Annotated in this window: 16 protein-coding genes; 11 read left to right on the forward strand and 5 right to left on the reverse strand. The window is 68.0% G+C overall.

Annotated elements, in window-relative coordinates; translation table 11 throughout:
- Positions 1-52: 52 nt before the first annotated feature.
- Positions 53-1,099, reverse strand: coding sequence for an aspartate-semialdehyde dehydrogenase (locus P0Y52_14405; GenBank protein ID WEK57716.1), 1,047 nt, complete (start codon positions 1,097-1,099; stop codon positions 53-55).
- A 159-nt stretch (positions 1,100-1,258) separates the two neighbouring features.
- On the opposite strand from P0Y52_14405, the gene zapE reads away from it, so the two are divergent.
- Positions 1,259-2,389, forward strand: coding sequence for a cell division protein ZapE (gene zapE / locus P0Y52_14410; protein WEK57717.1), 1,131 nt, complete (start codon positions 1,259-1,261; stop codon positions 2,387-2,389).
- Positions 2,390-2,644: 255 nt separating this feature from the next.
- Here the strand turns inward: zapE and mdh are convergent, their stop codons facing one another.
- Positions 2,645-3,607 carry a malate dehydrogenase gene (gene mdh / locus P0Y52_14415; GenBank protein WEK57718.1) on the reverse strand — a complete coding sequence of 321 codons (963 nt, stop codon included), beginning with the start codon at positions 3,605-3,607 and terminating at the stop codon, positions 2,645-2,647.
- A gap of 142 nt (positions 3,608-3,749) precedes the next feature.
- Here mdh and P0Y52_14420 point away from each other — a divergent pair, with 142 nt between their 5' ends.
- The 8 genes from P0Y52_14420 (at position 3,750) to P0Y52_14455 (ending at position 9,745) form a co-directional block, all read left to right on the forward strand.
- Positions 3,750-4,496: an EcsC family protein gene (locus tag P0Y52_14420; GenBank protein WEK57719.1), complete on the forward strand. Its 747-nt coding sequence runs from the start codon at positions 3,750-3,752 to the stop codon at positions 4,494-4,496.
- Positions 4,493-4,909: an HIT domain-containing protein gene (locus P0Y52_14425; GenBank protein ID WEK57720.1), complete on the forward strand. Its 417-nt coding sequence runs from the start codon at positions 4,493-4,495 to the stop codon at positions 4,907-4,909. Before P0Y52_14420 ends, P0Y52_14425 begins: the two co-directional genes overlap by 4 nt.
- A gap of 200 nt (positions 4,910-5,109) precedes the next feature.
- Positions 5,110-5,487 carry a succinate dehydrogenase, cytochrome b556 subunit gene (gene sdhC / locus P0Y52_14430; protein ID WEK59505.1) on the forward strand — a complete coding sequence of 126 codons (378 nt, stop codon included), beginning with the start codon at positions 5,110-5,112 and terminating at the stop codon, positions 5,485-5,487.
- Entirely contained in the window at positions 5,484-5,882 is a 399-nt protein-coding gene (locus P0Y52_14435) for a succinate dehydrogenase (GenBank protein WEK57721.1), read from the forward strand. The genes sdhC and P0Y52_14435 overlap by 4 nt, the downstream gene beginning before the upstream one ends.
- A 7-nt stretch (positions 5,883-5,889) precedes the next feature.
- Positions 5,890-7,674, forward strand: coding sequence for a succinate dehydrogenase flavoprotein subunit (gene sdhA, locus P0Y52_14440; protein WEK57722.1), 1,785 nt, complete (start codon positions 5,890-5,892; stop codon positions 7,672-7,674).
- A gap of 13 nt (positions 7,675-7,687) precedes the next feature.
- Positions 7,688-8,485 (forward strand): succinate dehydrogenase iron-sulfur subunit, encoded by a 798-nt coding sequence (locus P0Y52_14445; protein WEK57723.1) that lies wholly within the window; start codon positions 7,688-7,690, stop codon positions 8,483-8,485.
- Between the two features lie 113 nt (positions 8,486-8,598).
- On the forward strand, positions 8,599-8,919 hold the full coding sequence (locus P0Y52_14450; protein WEK57724.1) for a 2Fe-2S iron-sulfur cluster-binding protein: 321 nt from the start codon (positions 8,599-8,601) through the stop codon (positions 8,917-8,919).
- A gap of 1 nt (position 8,920) precedes the next feature.
- On the forward strand, positions 8,921-9,745 hold the full coding sequence (locus tag P0Y52_14455; protein ID WEK57725.1) for a kinase: 825 nt from the start codon (positions 8,921-8,923) through the stop codon (positions 9,743-9,745).
- A 151-nt stretch (positions 9,746-9,896) separates the two neighbouring features.
- On the opposite strand, the gene P0Y52_14460 is transcribed toward P0Y52_14455, so the two are convergent.
- Together P0Y52_14460 and P0Y52_14465 are read right to left on the reverse strand one after the other, a co-directional pair.
- Positions 9,897-10,751 carry an HAD family hydrolase gene (locus P0Y52_14460; protein ID WEK57726.1) on the reverse strand — a complete coding sequence of 285 codons (855 nt, stop codon included), beginning with the start codon at positions 10,749-10,751 and terminating at the stop codon, positions 9,897-9,899.
- A 54-nt stretch (positions 10,752-10,805) separates the two neighbouring features.
- A complete protein-coding gene (locus P0Y52_14465; protein WEK57727.1) occupies positions 10,806-13,118 on the reverse strand; it encodes an ATP-binding protein in 2,313 nt (770 codons plus the stop codon).
- Between the two features lie 143 nt (positions 13,119-13,261).
- On the opposite strand from P0Y52_14465, the gene P0Y52_14470 reads away from it, so the two are divergent.
- Together P0Y52_14470 and P0Y52_14475 are read left to right on the forward strand one after the other, a co-directional pair.
- Positions 13,262-13,684, forward strand: a complete 423-nt coding sequence (locus P0Y52_14470; protein ID WEK57728.1) for a metallopeptidase family protein — start codon at positions 13,262-13,264, stop codon at positions 13,682-13,684.
- 151 nt (positions 13,685-13,835) lie between these two features.
- Positions 13,836-13,991, forward strand: coding sequence for a hypothetical protein (locus P0Y52_14475; protein WEK57729.1), 156 nt, complete (start codon positions 13,836-13,838; stop codon positions 13,989-13,991).
- Here the strand turns inward: P0Y52_14475 and P0Y52_14480 are convergent.
- Complete coding sequence (locus P0Y52_14480) at positions 13,988-15,331, reverse strand: RsmB/NOP family class I SAM-dependent RNA methyltransferase (GenBank protein WEK57730.1); 1,344 nt, start codon at positions 15,329-15,331, stop codon at positions 13,988-13,990. The two genes, P0Y52_14475 and P0Y52_14480, sit on opposite strands and share 4 nt — an antisense overlap.
- Positions 15,332-15,333: the final 2 nt, after the last annotated feature.

Raw genomic sequence — 15,333 nt, forward strand, 5'->3', positions numbered from 1 at the left:
TAGAAGGGGCCTAGCGCCCCGCGACGCGCGCGGGGCGCTAGGCCCCCTTCACTTAGACAGTCAGGCTGCGATAGCCGCTGGACGGGGTGATGACGCCGGTCTCGTCCAGAAGCTGGGCGATCTGGACGGCGTTCAGGGCCGCACCCTTGCGCAGGTTGTCGGACACGACCCAGAAGCTGAGGCCGTTCTCGACGGTCGGGTCCTTGCGGATGCGGCTGACATAGACGGCGTGCTCGCCGGCGGCGTCGACGGGGGTGATGTAGCCGTCGTGCTCCAGCTTATCGATGACCAGGACGCCGGGCGCCTCGCGCAGGATTTCGCGGGCCTCGTCCGGCTCGATCGGGCGATCAAACTCGACCGTCACGGCCTCCGAATGGCCGACGAAGACCGGCACGCGGACGCAGGTCACGGTCAGCTTGATCGAAGGATCGATCATCTTGTGCGTCTCGTCCCACATCTTGGCTTCCTCGTCGGTGTAGCCGTCGTCGCGGAACGAGCCGATGTAGGGGATGACGTTGAAGGCGATCTGCTTGGGGAACTTCTTCGGCGTGGCGTCGCCCAGGCCGTAGATGGCCTTGGTCTGGTTCCACAGCTCGTCCATGCCTTCCTTGCCGGCGCCCGACACGGATTGATAGGTCGAGACCACCACGCGCTTGGCCTTGGCCGCGTCATGCAGGGGCTTGAGCGCCACGACCAGTTGGGCCGTCGAGCAGTTGGGGTTGGCGATGATGTTCTTCTTGCGCGCCAGCTTGACCGCGTCGGGGTTCACCTCCGGCACGATCAGCGGCACGTCGGGGTCCATGCGGAAGGCCGAGGAGTTGTCGATGACGATGGGACCGGCCTGGCCGATCTTTTCCGACCATTCCTTGGACACCTTGCCGCCGGCGCTCATCAGGACGAGGTCGACGGTCGAGAAGTCGAACTGCTCAAGATCTTCGCACTTCAGCGTCTTGTCGCCGAAGGAGACCTCCACGCCCTTGGATTTTCGTGAGGCGATCGCGTGCATCTTGTCGACGGGGAAGTTCAGTTCCTCGATGATGTTCATCATTTCGCGACCGACATTGCCGGTGGCGCCAACGACGGCGACGCGATAGCCCATGATTAGATAATCCTTGTAGGGGCGCTGGGGAGAAAAGCGGTTCTGCATTTGGGTCTTTCGCAAGCGCGAAGCAACCAGTTTTCACCAAAATCCTGCTGAGAGAGGGCATGAAGCGCCCTCGCCTTCCCTGATCCGCCCTGTGGGGCTATGCCGCTGGCCATGACCTCCCGTATCCGCAACGCCTACGACATCCGTGTCGAAGAGGGCGTCATCGCCCCTGATCCGAAACAGCTGGAGCTGCTGGCCGCGCTGGAGCGGCTGGAGGCGGATCTGGCGAAGAAGGGCCTGTTCGGCCGCCCGCCCGAGGTGAAGGGCATCTACATCTGGGGCCCGCCGGGACGCGGCAAGTCCATGCTGATGGACCTCTTCTATTCAGCCACGCCCGAGCAGAAGAAGGTCCGCGCCCACTTCCACGCCTTCATGGCCCGCATCCACGACCTGGTGAAGCAGTGGCGCGAGGGCGACGCCCGCACCCGCAAGGCCGTGTTCGGAACCAGCAAGGGCGACGACCCGATCCCGCCGATCGCGGCCCTGATCGCCTCGGAAGCCCGGCTGCTGTGCTTTGACGAACTTCAAGTCACCGACATCGCCGACGCCATGATCCTGGGCCGGTTGTTCGACGCCCTGTTCGAGAAGCGGGTGGTGCTGGCCATCACCTCGAACCGCGCGCCGGAAGACCTCTACAAGAACGGCATCAACCGCCAGCTTTTCCTGCCCTTCATCGACATCCTGCGCGAGCGTTGCGAGGTGGTGGAGACGGCGGGAGCGCGCGACTTCCGTCTGGACCGCATGGCCGGGGCCAAGGTCTGGTTCGCGCCGCTGGACGAGACGGCGCGTTCCGGCTTCGAGACCCTGTGGTCGGACCTCAAGGGCGGCGAGCCCGAGGAGCCGGCGGCCCTGCCGGTGCTGGGCCGTCAGGTCCGGGTCCAGCGCACGGTCGGCGGCATGGCGCGGGCCAGTTTCAGCGAGCTGTGCGGCGCGCCGCTGGGGCCGCAGGACTATCTGGCCGTCGCCCGGCGTTTCCACACCCTGTTCCTGTCGGACGTGCCGACCTTGAGCCCGGCCAACCATCATGAGGCCCGGCGTCTGGTGACGCTGATCGACGCCCTCTACGAGGCCAAGACCCGGCTGGTGGTCCTGGCCGAGGCCGAACCCGAAGCCCTCTACGCCGAGGGGGTCGGCGCCTTCGAGTTCGAACGGACGGTGTCGCGCCTGAACGAGATGCGCAGCGCGTCCTGGCTGGAACAGCGCGGCGATGACGACGAGGCGGAGGAGGCGGTTCACGCCTGAGGCGGCCCTCTTCCATCCCGCTCATCCCGGCGGACGCCGGGATCCAGTGCTTTGGCTACAAGCCCCAAGCCAGGATCAAGGCGCCCGTTTCCACCGATGCATCTGAGGCTCTTACTGGATCCCGGCGTCCGCCGGGATGCGCGGGTTCAAAGGATGGCGCACGAAAAAGGGCCGCGCCTTTCGACGCGACCCCTTCGTATTTCGGACGCCTAAGCGCTCAAGCAGCGAGCCGCCGCGCGGCTCGCTGTAGCGCCCTTAAGCCAAGGAAGGCTCAATGTCCTTGCAGGCCTGGATCAGGCCGTTCACCGATTCCACCGACTTGGCGAACATGGCCTTTTCGTCGTCGTTAGTGGTGAACTCGACGATCTTCTCGACGCCGGCGGCGCCGATCAGGGCCGGGACGCCGACGTAGAGGTCGGACAGGCCGTACTCGCCCGACAGCCAGACGGCGCAGGGCAGGACGCGCTTCTGGTCCAGCAGGTAGGACTTGGCCATGGCGATGGCGGATTCAGCCGGGGCGTAGAAGGCCGAGCCGGTCTTCAGCAGGGCCACGATCTCGCCGCCGCCCTTGCGGGTGCGCTCGACGATGGCGTCCAGGTCGGCCTGGCTCAGGAAGCCGGCGGCGACGGCGTCCGGCAGCGGCAGGCCGCCCACGGTCGAGTGGCGCACCATCGGCACCATGTCGTCGCCGTGACCGCCCAGGGTCCAGGCGTGGATGTCCTGCACCGAGACGCCGGTCTTTTCAGCCAGGAAGTAGGCGAAGCGGGCCGAGTCGAGCACGCCGGCCATGCCGACGACCTTCTCCTTGGGCAGGCCCGAGAACTTCTGCAGGGCCCAGACCATGGCGTCGAGCGGGTTGGTGATGCAGATGACGAAGGCGTTGGGGGCGTGGGCCTTGATGCCCTCGCCGACGGCCTTCATCACTTTCAAATTGATGCCGATCAGGTCGTCGCGGCTCATGCCCGGCTTGCGCGGCACGCCGGCGGTGACGATGCAGACGTCGGCGCCCGCGATGTCGGCGTAGTCGTTGGCGCCCTTCAGGGCCACGTCCTGACCGAAGACGGCCGAGGCCTCGGCGATGTCGAGGGCTTTGCCTTGCGGCGTGCCTTCGGCGATGTCGAACAGGATGACGTCGCCCAGCGCTTCGCGCGCGGCCACGTGGGCCAGGGTTCCGCCGATCATTCCGGCGCCGATAAGGGCGATCTTCGCGCGAGCCATAGAGGTCTCTCCAGTCGATGTTGCGTGTGCGAAACGGTACTCGATGGCGGGCGGTCTAGACCCGCAGCGGAGCGGGAGCAAGCGTCGGGCGTTGCGCCATTCGTCGGCCCCTGCGAGGCTGACCTTGATCCAGAGGGGCATGATGACCGCTGCGGAAGACGATCGACAGTATGAGGCCCGTGTCCTCGGTGAGGCCGAGGTCTGGCGCGAACGCCAGCTGCGTCGGCCCGGCCTGTGGGACATGACCACGCGGGCGACCCAGGACCGGATCAACCGGATCATTCCTGAACGGGTGCACCAGATCGTGACCTCGGGCGTCGAGTTGACCACGCGGGGCATCATGACCGGCGCCGACTGGACCACGGCCAGGCCCCTGCTGCACGGCAGCCTTCGCACGCGCGAAGAGCTGATCCAGACCCGCGTCGATTTCTACCGCACCACGGCCAGCGTCGAGGGCGGGGTGGCGGGGGCCGGCGGCTTCCTGCTGGCGGCGGCGGATTTTCCGGCCCTGCTGGCCATCAAGATCAAGCTGCTGGCCGAGATCGGCGCCCTTTATGGGCATTCGGGCAAGAGCCTGAGCGAGCGGCTGTTCCTGCTGCGCATCTTCCAGATGGCCTTTTCCAGCGCCCGGCATCGGCCCGAAGCCCTGGCCGCGCTGGAGGCGGCGGGCAAGGGTCTGCACCAGCCCGAACGCATCGAGGACTTCGACTGGCGCAAGTTCCAGCTGGAGTACCGCGACTACATCGACCTGGCCAAGCTGGCCCAGCTGATCCCGGTCATCGGCGCGCCGGTGGGGGCCGTGGTCAACTGGCGGCTGACGACGCGGCTGGCGACAACGGCGATGAACGCCTATCGCCTGCGCTGGTTCGAGGACGAGCATCTGACATGACTGAATTCAAAGCTGATCCCGCCTTCGAGGCCGGGTCCGTCTTCGCCGTCGACTGGCCCCTGTGTCAGGTGCGGCTGCAGGACGACGCCCGCTTTCCCTGGATGATCCTGCTGCCCCGCGTGGACGGCGCGGTCGAGCTGGATGACCTGACCGCAGAGCAGCGCGCCGCTCTGATGGAAGAGGTGGTGCGGGCCGGCGAACGGGTCCGCGCCCTGGGTCAGGCGGCGGGACGCCCCATCGACAAGCTGAACACGGCGGCCCTCGGCAATGTCACGCGCCAGCTGCACGTCCATGTGGTCGGGCGTCGCCGCGACGACGGCCTGTGGCCCGATCCGATCTGGGGTCGCCCCGGCGCCGTGCCTCTGTCGGCGGACGATAAAGCCGGCCTGTTGCGAGCGATTCGCGAGGCCTGATCAGGAAATCGCGATCCGTGGCGCTTATCCGCCCCGGTTCGTTGACACCCGGCCTTTGCGGTCACTAAAGCCTATCGCACTGCAACCGGACCTGTTTTTCCACAGGTTTTTTGAGAATCATTCGCATGTCGAACCTTCCCCAGGGTGCGGGCGACCCGACTGGCCGCTACGTCCGCCATCCCAATGGCCATGTGGCGCCGATGTCGCCCTTCACCGACGTCTGGCGGTGGCACGTGACCATGACGGCCTCCATCCTGTTCCGCGTCACCATCGGCGCGGCCACCGTCGGCGCCGTCCTGCTGCTGGCCTGGGTCGCAGCGGTCGCCGCTGGCCCCGAGGCCTACGCCAAGGTTCTGGCCTGCTCGGCCTCGCCGTTCGGTCTGTTCATCTGGTTCGGCCTGTCGCTGGTCCTGTTCTCCTTCCTGCTGAATGGCGCCCGCCACCTGATCAACGACGCCGGCAAGGGCCTTGATCTGAAGTCCGCCACTCTGATGGCCAACATCGCCGTCTGGGGCCCCCTGGTCCTGACCGTGCTGTTCTGGGTCGTCCTGTTCGCCGCCGGAAAGGTTTCGCTGTGAGCGCCGCCCCCAAGTTCAAGAACCATGTGAAGATCTCCGAGCGCCACGGCGCCGGCGAATGGAAGATCGAGAAGCTGGCGTTGGCGGCCCTGATGCCGCTGGGCCTGTGGGTCCTGTCGAGCGCCTTCACCCTGGCCGGCGCTGGCTATGAGGCGGTCGCCGCCTGGTTCGGCAGCACGCTGAACGCGGGTCTTCTGGGTCTGACCGCCATTGTCTTCTTCCTGTTCGCCAGCCTGGCCTGGAAGGTGATCATCGAGGACTACGTCCCCGCGCCCTCGACCCGGACGACCCTGATCAACCTGTCGAACCTCGTCTTCCTCGTGCTGGCCGCCGCCAGCATCTTCTTCATCGTGCGTGTAGCGATGGGCTCCGCCCCGCTGCCCGCCGGAGTCTGATCCCGTCATGGCTGCTTACGAGCTTATCGATCACGAATACGACGTCGTCGTCGTCGGCGCGGGCGGTTCCGGCCTGCGCGCGGCGCTCGGCGCCGCCCAGCAGGGCCTGAAGGTCGCCTGCGTCACCAAGGTCTTCCCGACCCGCTCGCACACCGTGGCCGCCCAGGGCGGCATCTCGGCCTCGCTGGGCAATATGGGCGAGGACAGCTGGCAATGGCACATGTACGACACCGTCAAGGGGTCGGACTGGCTGGGCGACCAGGACGCCATCGAATACCTGGTCCGTAACGCGCCCAAGGCGGTTTACGAGCTGGAACACTGGGGCGTGCCTTTCAGCCGCACCGAAGAAGGCAAGATCTACCAGCGCGCCTTCGGCGGCATGACCCGCAACTTCGGCGAAGGCCCGGTGCAGCGCACCTGCGCCGCCGCCGACCGTACCGGCCACGCCATCCTGCACACCCTGTACGGCCAGTCGGTCCGTCGCGAGGTCAAGTTCTTCGTCGAATACTTCGCCCTGGACCTGATCATGCAGGACGGCGCCTGCACCGGCGTGACCGCCCTGCAGCTCGACAATGGTCAGATGCACCAGTTCCGCGCCAAGATGGTGGTGCTGGCGACCGGCGGTTACGGCCGCGCCTACTTCTCGGCCACCTCGGCCCACACCTGCACCGGCGACGGCAACGCCATGGTGCTGCGCGCCGGCCTGCCGCTGCAGGACATGGAGTTCGTGCAGTTCCACCCGACCGGCATCTATGGCGCCGGCTGCCTGATCACCGAGGGCGCCCGCGGTGAAGGCGGCTATCTGACCAACTCGGAAGGCGAGCGCTTCATGGAGCGCTATGCGCCGACCGTGAAGGACCTGGCCCCGCGCGACATGGTTTCGCGCTCCATGACCATCGAAATCCGTGAAGGGCGCGGCGTGGGTCCGAACAAGGACCACATCTTCCTGCACCTGGACCACCTGGATCCCAAGATCCTGCATCAGCGCCTGCCGGGCATCTCGGAATCGGCCAAGATCTTCGCCGGCGTCGACGTGACCAAGGAGCCGATCCCGGTCCTGCCGACGGTCCACTACAACATGGGCGGCATCCCGACCAACTATCACGGCGAGGTGCTGACGCTGCGCGACGGCAACCCCGACAGCGTGGTTCCGGGCCTGATGGCCGTGGGCGAAGCCGCCTGCGTCTCGGTGCACGGCGCCAACCGTCTGGGCTCCAACTCCCTGACCGACCTGGTGGTGTTCGGCCGCGCCGTCGGCCTGCGCTGCGGCGAAGTCGTCGACAAGGCCTCGGCCGTGCCCTCGGCCTCCAAGGCCCAGACCGACGAGCACCTGGCCCGTCTGGATCGCTTCCGCAACGCCTCGGGCTCGACCCCGACCGCCAAGCTGCGTCTTGAAATGCAGCGCGCCATGCAGTCGGACGCCGCCGTCTTCCGCACCGGCAAGACCCTGGACGAAGGCGTGGCCAAGCTGCGCGCCATCGACGCGGCCGGCGCCGACATCAAGACCACGGACCGCGGCCTGATCTGGAACACGGACCTGATCGAGACCCTGGAATACGACAACCTGATCGCTCAGGCCCTCGTGACCATCGAAGGTGCCGCCAACCGCACGGAATCGCGCGGCGCCCACGCTCGCGAGGACTTCCCCGACCGCGACGACGTCAACTGGATGAAGCACACCCTGGCCTGGAAGCGTCCGGGCGAAGGCGTCCAGATCGACTACCGCCCGGTCCACAAATACACGATGACCGACGACGTCGCCTACATCGAGCCCAAGGCTCGGGTTTACTAAGGGAGTCCCGCAGATGGTTCAGCTCACTCTCCCGCGCGGCTCCAAGCCCACGACCGGCAAGGTCCACAAGGCCCCGGCCGGCGCCAAGAACGTCAAGACCTACAAGGTCTATCGCTACGACCCGGAAACGGATTCCGATCCGCGCTGGGACAGCTTCGAGGTCTCGTCCGACGATCACGGCCCCATGCTTCTGGACGCCCTGATCCACATCAAGAACGAGATCGACCCGACGTTGTCCTTCCGTCGCTCGTGCCGTGAAGGCATCTGCGGCTCGTGCTCGATGAACATCGACGGTCGCAACACCCTGGCCTGCACCAAAGGCATGGACGAGTGCTCGTCGCACAACATCACCATCGCCCCCCTGCCCCACCAGCCGGTGGTCAAGGACCTGGTGACGGACCTGAGCCTCTTCTACGCCCAGTACGACTCGATCCAGCCCTACCTGCAGTCGGACGAGCCGGACCCGGAAGCCGAGCGCCTGCAGTCGCCGGCCGACCGCGAGAAGCTGGACGGTCTGTACGAGTGCATCCTGTGCGCCTGCTGCTCGACCTCCTGCCCCAGCTACTGGTGGAACCAGGAAGAATACCTCGGCCCGGCGGCCCTGCTGCAGTCCTACCGCTGGATCTCGGACAGCCGCGATGACGCGACCCAGAAGCGCCTCGACGACCTCGAGGACCCCTTCAAGCTGTATCGCTGCCACACGATCATGAACTGCGCCCAGGTCTGCCCCAAGGGGCTGAACCCGGCCAAGGCGATCGCCGAGACCAAGAAGCTGATGGTCGCGCCGAGCCGCAAACGCGCGGCGGCCTAGGGCTTCAGGCTTACCGACCCGAACAGCCCCCGGCGCCGACAGGCTCCGGGGGTTTTTCATGCCCGCGATACGCCGGGGCTTGCCTCCCGCGCGGCCTGGGCTAAGACGCCTGCATGGCCAAGATCACCTACATCGAGCACGACGGGACCGAGCACACGGTCGAGGTCAAGAACGGCCTCAGCGTCATGGAAGGCGCGATCCGCAACAATGTGCCGGGCATCGACGCCGACTGCGGCGGCGCCTGCGCCTGCGCAACCTGCCACGTCTATGTGGACGAGAACTTCGCCTCGGAAACGGGGCGTCCTTCGGCCATGGAGGAGTCGATGCTCGACTTCGCCGAGAACGTCGAACCGAACAGCCGCCTGTCCTGCCAGATCCGCGTCAGCGACGACCTGGACGGCCTGATCGTGCGCCTGCCGCAAAGCCAGCACTGAGATGATCGACACCCGGCTGCTGGACGCGGTCGGGGCCTTGATCACCGCCCATGCGGGACCTGGCCACGTTCCGCTCGTCGGGATCGCGGGGGCGCAAGGGTCGGGCAAGACCACATTGGCGCGCGCCGCCGCCGCGCGGTTCGGCGCGGCGCATCTGTCGCTGGATGACGTCTATCTGACGAAGGCCGAGCGTGAGGCCAAGGGCAGGGCGCTCCATCCCCTGTTCGCCGTGCGCGGCCCGCCGGGAACGCATGACCTGAGGCTGCTGGAACGGAGGGTAGAAGCGCTACGCGCCGCCGGTCCCGACAGCCGGACGCCGCTGCCCGCCTTCGACAAGCTTTCCGATGATCGCCGTCCCGAGACGCAATGGCCTGTGTTCGCGGGCCGCCCGACGGCGGTGCTGGTGGACGGCTGGTGTCTGGGGGCGACGGCGCAGGCCGAGGCGGACCTCGCCGCGCCGATCAATGGGCTGGAACACGAGCGGGACGGGCAGGGGGTCTGGCGGCGGGCGGTCAACACCGAACTGGCAGGACCCTATGCCGAGGTCTTTGCGCGTTTTGACGCTGTGCTGTTCCTGAGGGCGCCGTCGTTTGACGTGGTGCTGGACTGGCGCTGCGAGCAGGAGGTGGGGCTGCTGGGCTTGGCGCCGGTCGATCTGCCGCCCGCGCGCCGCGCCGAACTGGCGCTCTTCATTCAGCATTTCGAGCGCATCACCCGCTCCATGCTGGCGGGCGGGGTTCGGGCGGACGCGACGTTTACTCTGGATAGAGATCGGCGTCCCTTCTCCCCTAGAGGGAGAAGGTGGCAGGCGGAGCCTGACGGATGAGGGGTGTGAGCGCCTCGATCTGAAAGTTCGGCGTCGGCGGGTCGCGACATGACGTCGAGCCGACACCCCTCATCCGGCCCTGACGGGCCACCTTCTCCCTCAAGGGGAGAAGGGCTCTTTGGGCGCTAACGCCTTCGGCTGCTTGAGCGCATCAGTCCGCCGGCATGCGGCCGTAGTTGACCGCGATGCGGCCGATCAGGCCCTTGACGATCAGGTCGACGGGGGTGCCCTCGCGATAGTCGCCCTCGGCGACGAAGTTGACGCGGTCTTCCGAGATCAGGCGGTGGATCTTGTTGTGGTCGCGCGGGGTGTTGTCGGGGTCATAGACGGCGATGGAGAAGCCGCCCTTGGTGTGCATCATCTTCATGGTCGGGACGTCGGTGTCGCCGTCGCCGAGGAAGATCATCCGGTCAAACGGGATGGGACGTTCCTCGTCCGGGATGAAGCGGTTGATGCGCTCGTCGTCCCAGTGGTTGTGCACGCCCTTGTTGATGCGGAACAGGTACTGGGTCTTGGTGGTGTAGTTGACGCCGACGGCCGGCCAGACGGCGACCTCGTTTTCGTCATAGGCGTACTTCGAGGCGAAGACGTGGGTGAAGGCCTCGGCGATGGGGCAGCCCTGGATCATCTCTTCCAGGCCCGCAGAGATGATGTAGTGCTCGATCTCCAGGCCGTACTGGGCGCCGAACTCGTTCATGCGGTCGAACCAGCTGCGATCCCGCAGACCTTCGAACAGGGCCACGTCGCGGCCGTGATCCCGCAGCGTCTGGCGCGTCACCGGCGCGCCCTGCTCGCGGGCCGTCTGCAGCATCATCTGCATATACATCAGGATGCCGTCGCCGTCGGAGGCGATGGTCCGGGGACGGACGGTCTCGTTCCAGAACTGGGACGGCGTCATCCCAATCGAAGGGATGAAGCTGACCTCCTGCATATTGCCCCGCGCCAGGGTGCCGTCGAAATCATAGATGATGGCGGTCTTGAGCAGGGGGCGGGTCGTGTCGGCCATGGGGACGTCCTGAGGGGCTTGGACAAGCCCTCTAGCACGAGATGGGCGCAAAGATCAGCCCAGCAGCAGTTCCGGAGCCGCCGTCGGCGCCGTGGCCTCGACCGGCAGGTGCAGGATGAAGGCCGCGCCCTTGCCCGGCTCGGACTGGACCTCTGCCCAGCCGCCGTGCAGCTCGACCAGGGCCTTGACCAGGGCCAGGGCCACGCCCGGCCCGCCGCGCTCGCGCCGCACGAAGCGGTCGAAGACGTGGGCCTGCAGATGATAGGGGATGCCTCGCCCGGTGTCCTCGACGCGAATGCGCACCTCGCCCGCGCCGACCTCGGCGGTCAGGGTCACGGCCCCGCCCTCGGACACGGCGCGACAGGCGTTTTCCAGCAGGTGATCGACGGCCTGGGCGATGCGGCGGACGTCGGCGCGGACCGGCTTCAGCCGCGGCGGGCAGGCGACGGTCAGGACAGCGCCGCGGCCCTCGACCTTGCCGCGCACCTTTTCAGCGCAGGCCTCCAGCAGGTCGCAGACCCGCATGTCGCCCAGCGTCAGCTCCATCTCGCCCGCGTCGATCTGGGCCATATCGAGCACGTCGTCGATCGAGCGGGCCAGGTGGCTGGCGGCGACGCGGATGGCCCCGGCGTGCTGGCGGCTGCGCTCGGGCAGGTCGCCCATGGCCTCCAGCAGTTCGGAATAGCCGACGATGGTGGTCAAGGGCGTGCGCAGCTCATAGGAGACGCTGCCGACGAACTCGCGCTTCAGCGCCTGGCTCTCGGCCAGGGCGGCTTCCTTGGCCGCCAGGGCCTGTTCCAGCTCGCGCCGGGCGGTGACGTCGGAGAAGGCGACCAGGGTGGCGCCGTCGGGCAGGGGCCGGGTCTGCCAGGACACGACGCGGTCGTCGTCGGTGCGGCCTTCGCCCGAGATGGGCACACGGCTTTCCGGATCGGGATCGGCGACCCGCGCCTTCAGGCCCAGCCACAGGGCGGCGTCGTCCAGCACCGGGCGGCACAAGGCGGCCACGGCGTCGAAGTCTCCAGCCTCGGCCAACTGGTCCGCCGTCACGCCCCAGAAGCTTTCGAAGGCGTCGTTGTTGAGCCGCAGGCGGCCGTCCGAGCCGAAGACGGCCACAGCGTCGTTCAGCTTGTCCAGCGTCGCCGTCTGGACCTGGATCTGGGCGTTGTAGCGGCTGCGCAGCTGCAGCTCGTCGGTGATGTCCGAGAAGATCAGCAGGATGCCGCCCAGCGGGTGCGGCTGACGCACCACGCGCAGGGTCCGCCCATCGGGCAGGGACCAGCTGTCGTCCGGCGAGGCCTCGGCGGCGCCGTAGAATTCCAGCTCGCTGGCCTTCCAACCGGCGTAGTCGATGACCTCAGGCAACTGGCGCTTCTGGCGCAGGCGATCCAGAAGCTCGGCGTGGGTCGGGCGCTCGTCCAGCCAGGCCGGGTCGATGTTGAACAGCTGCTGGAAGGCGGTGTTGTGGAAGGCCAGCCGCTTGGCCGGGCCGAAGATGGCCACGGCGTCGGCCAGATGGTTCAGGGTCTCATCATGGGCCTCGACGTGACGGCGCAGGGTGTCGCGCGTCTCCTCGGCCTCGGTCATGTCGATGGCGAAGGCGATGACGGCGCCGCGCCCGCCCGCCAGAGGCTCGGCCAGGATGCGCCAGGCGCGGCGGCGACCGTCCGACGACACCCAGCGGAAGCCGTCCTGACGCGCGTTCAGGCGCGAAGCCTCGGCCACGATCAGGTCGGCGCCGCGATCGAAGCTGAGGCACTGCTCATGGGCTTCGGCCAGGGTCTCGGCGCGAACCTCCGTCAGCCAGGCCTTGTTGGCCCAGATCAGCTGCCCGGCGCCGTCGACCACCCAGGTCGGGGCCGGCGAGGCCTCGGCCAGGGCGCCCAGGCCGGCGTCGGCGGCGGTTTCCGCGCCCCCCAGTTTCGACAGGCGCAGCCAGGCCGAACCGCCGAGCGCCCGGCCCTCGACCGCCCAGGCGCCGTCGGCGGATTCCAGCAGGGTCTCGAACGGCTCGCCGCGCTGGACCAGCCCGTCCATGTGGCCGGTGTGGGTTTCGTGAAGCGCCGTCACGATGGCCTCGGCCGCCGCTGCCCCTTCACGACCGGGGGCGAGCACCGCCAGGGCCTCCGGCGCGCCGAACACCCATTGGGCGTGACCTTCAGGCGTCAGGGCCAGACGCACGTCGTCGAAGACGTTGAGGGCGCCTTCGCAGGCGGCGGCGTGGGCGCGTTCGCCCGACAGCCAGGCCTCGACCTCGGCCTCGCGCGCGCCCAGACGCTTGCGCAGCCGCCAGGCCCAGGCGCTGATCGCCAGCGCCAGACCCGCTGCGCCCGCAGTGGCCACATAGGCGATGTCGGCCTCGGCCATCCTGTCCCCGGAAAAGTCGTCGATCACACGGCCAAGACCCGAAGGCGAAGACCGATTCGCGTTTACCATACCCTGATTGCGCGAATTGCGATGCGGCGAGACGGCCGATTGCGGCGCGGGCCCTCGCGGGCGATATCCGACCCATGACCCAGACCCCGAACCCGGCGTGGAACGATCAGTCCGCGCCCTCGCTCGACGACTTCGCCCGCCTGGCCGAAGCCGCTTTCGCCGCCCTGCCCGAGATGTTCCGGCAAGCCGCCGGCGACGTGGTCATCCGTATCGACGACTTCGCCGACGAGGAGACTCTGGACAGTCTGGAGATCGAGGACCCGTTCGAACTGTCAGGCCTCTATCACGGAGTCCATATCGGCGAGCGCGACGCCATGGGGCCGGCGGCCGAGCCGTCGCGCATCTTCCTCTATCGCCGCCCCATCCTGGATGAGTGGTGCGAGCGCGGCGACGTGGGTCTGGCCGAGATCATAGCCCACGTCTTGATCCACGAGATCGGCCATCACCTGGGCCTGGACGATGACCAGATCCACGACATCGAGGATGAGGACGACTGAGGCGGCCGGCGCGTTCGCGCCCGAACGCCGAAATTCCGAACAGGGCCGGCACAGGTCATGCGGCGTTCTACCGCGTCCGACAGATTGTCTCTGCCGGTGTCTCGACATGGGACAGATTGTCGCGCAAGACTACCCACCGAGGGACGTCAAAATGGTTGTTAGCGCACTAGGGGAACTGCTGTGGTGGGCGCACCGCTTTCGGCGGTGGCTCATCCTGTCGCCGGGGCTCGCCATGGCGGTGGCGGTGACGGCGCTGTTCGTGCGCAACCTGCACCACGCCAAGCCCCTGCTTCATCTCCTGCGCTAGTCCGCGATTCGCTCCAGCCGGGCGACGAAGAAGCCGTCCACGCCGCCGCGCTCGGCCCATTGCGAGGGCAGGATGCGCAGCCAGCCTTCGGGGGTCAGGGCTTCGGCAGGGGCGCCGATCTCGGACGGGACGGCGGCGACGGTGCGGAAGGCCGGGTTGCGGCGCAGGAAGGCGATAATCTGGGTCTCGCCCTCTTCGCGTTCCAGCGAGCAGACGCAATAGACCAGACGGCCGCCGGGCTTCACCTTCTCGGCGGCCACATCCAGCAGGCGGTGCTGCACATCGGCCAGCTTGGCGACCTCGGCGGGGCGGGTGGCGCGCAGCACTTCCGGGTTGCGGCGATAGGTGCCGGTGGCGGTGCAGGGCGCGTCCAGCAGGACGGCGTCGAAGGTGCGCGTGTCCTCCCAGTCCTCGGCGGGGACGGCGACCACCTCGACCGGCAGGCCGGTGCGGTCGAAATTCTGTTTCAGACGCTTCAAGCGGGCGGGCGAACGGTCCAGGGCCGTGACCTCGGCGCCGGCCGCGGCCAGTTGCAGGGTCTTGCCGCCGGGCGCGGCGCACATGTCCAGCACCGTCTCCCCGGCCTTGGCGGCCAGCAGGCGGGCAGGGACGGCGGCGGCGGCGTCCTGGACCCACCAGTCGCCGGCCTCGAAGCCGGGCCAGCCGGCCACGTCGCCGCGCTTGCCGGTGCGGACCGTACCGCCGGGCAGGACCTCGCCCTCGACGTCCTGAGCCAGGACCTCCAGATCGACGCCGGGCTTGGCGCTGAGGTCGGTGGCGGGCTCGTCGCGGGTGGCCAGGGCCAGGCCGATCAGATTGGCCTCGCCATAGGTGGCCTTCCAGCGGGCGGCCAGCCAGTCGGGCAGGTTGGATTCAGCGGTCGTCAAGCCGGGACCGTCGCGGTCGACGCCGCGCAGGACGGCGTTGACGAGGTTCTTGTAGGGGCGGGTCTTGGCGTCGCGCTCGGCCAGTTTCACCGCGGTCGAGACGGCGGCGAAGGCGGGCGTGCCCAGCACCAGGGTCTGGGCCAGGGCGACGCGCAGGATGGTGCGCACGGGGGCGGGCGGCGCCTTCTGCAGGCGACGGTCGAGAATCTGGTCGATCTCGCCCAGACGACGCAGGGCGGCCATGGCCACGGCGCGAGCGAAAGCGCGGTCGGGACCGGCCAGGTCCTTGGCCGGGGACTGGCCCAGGGCCTCGTCCAGACCGGTGCGCTTCTCCAGCGCCGCGTTCAGCAGAATGCCGGCGACCAGACGGGCCTCGACGCCGATGTCGGCGTGGGGGTCATCGGTGACGATCTCGGGCTGGGCCTCGCGACGCGGACGCGACTTTTCAGCCATGC

This window comes from Candidatus Brevundimonas phytovorans (assembly GCA_029203145.1).
In the GTDB taxonomy this organism is placed as follows: Bacteria; Pseudomonadota; Alphaproteobacteria; order Caulobacterales; family Caulobacteraceae; genus Brevundimonas; species Brevundimonas phytovorans.

Coding starts and splice junctions, on each gene's coding strand:
- P0Y52_14405 (WEK57716.1), bottom strand. CDS start 1,099: ATGGGCTATCGCGTCGCCGTCGTTGGCGCCACCGGCAATGTCGGTCGC.
- zapE (WEK57717.1), top strand. CDS start 1,259: ATGACCTCCCGTATCCGCAACGCCTACGACATCCGTGTCGAAGAGGGC.
- mdh (WEK57718.1), bottom strand. CDS start 3,607: ATGGCTCGCGCGAAGATCGCCCTTATCGGCGCCGGAATGATCGGCGGA.
- P0Y52_14420 (WEK57719.1), top strand. CDS start 3,750: ATGACCGCTGCGGAAGACGATCGACAGTATGAGGCCCGTGTCCTCGGT.
- P0Y52_14425 (WEK57720.1), top strand. CDS start 4,493: ATGACTGAATTCAAAGCTGATCCCGCCTTCGAGGCCGGGTCCGTCTTC.
- sdhC (WEK59505.1), top strand. CDS start 5,110: ATGTCGCCCTTCACCGACGTCTGGCGGTGGCACGTGACCATGACGGCC.
- sdhA (WEK57722.1), top strand. CDS start 5,890: ATGGCTGCTTACGAGCTTATCGATCACGAATACGACGTCGTCGTCGTC.
- P0Y52_14445 (WEK57723.1), top strand. CDS start 7,688: ATGGTTCAGCTCACTCTCCCGCGCGGCTCCAAGCCCACGACCGGCAAG.
- P0Y52_14450 (WEK57724.1), top strand. CDS start 8,599: ATGGCCAAGATCACCTACATCGAGCACGACGGGACCGAGCACACGGTC.
- P0Y52_14455 (WEK57725.1), top strand. CDS start 8,921: ATGATCGACACCCGGCTGCTGGACGCGGTCGGGGCCTTGATCACCGCC.
- P0Y52_14460 (WEK57726.1), bottom strand. CDS start 10,751: ATGGCCGACACGACCCGCCCCCTGCTCAAGACCGCCATCATCTATGAT.
- P0Y52_14465 (WEK57727.1), bottom strand. CDS start 13,118: ATGGCCGAGGCCGACATCGCCTATGTGGCCACTGCGGGCGCAGCGGGT.
- P0Y52_14470 (WEK57728.1), top strand. CDS start 13,262: ATGACCCAGACCCCGAACCCGGCGTGGAACGATCAGTCCGCGCCCTCG.
- P0Y52_14475 (WEK57729.1), top strand. CDS start 13,836: ATGGTTGTTAGCGCACTAGGGGAACTGCTGTGGTGGGCGCACCGCTTT.
- P0Y52_14480 (WEK57730.1), bottom strand. CDS start 15,331: ATGGCTGAAAAGTCGCGTCCGCGTCGCGAGGCCCAGCCCGAGATCGTC.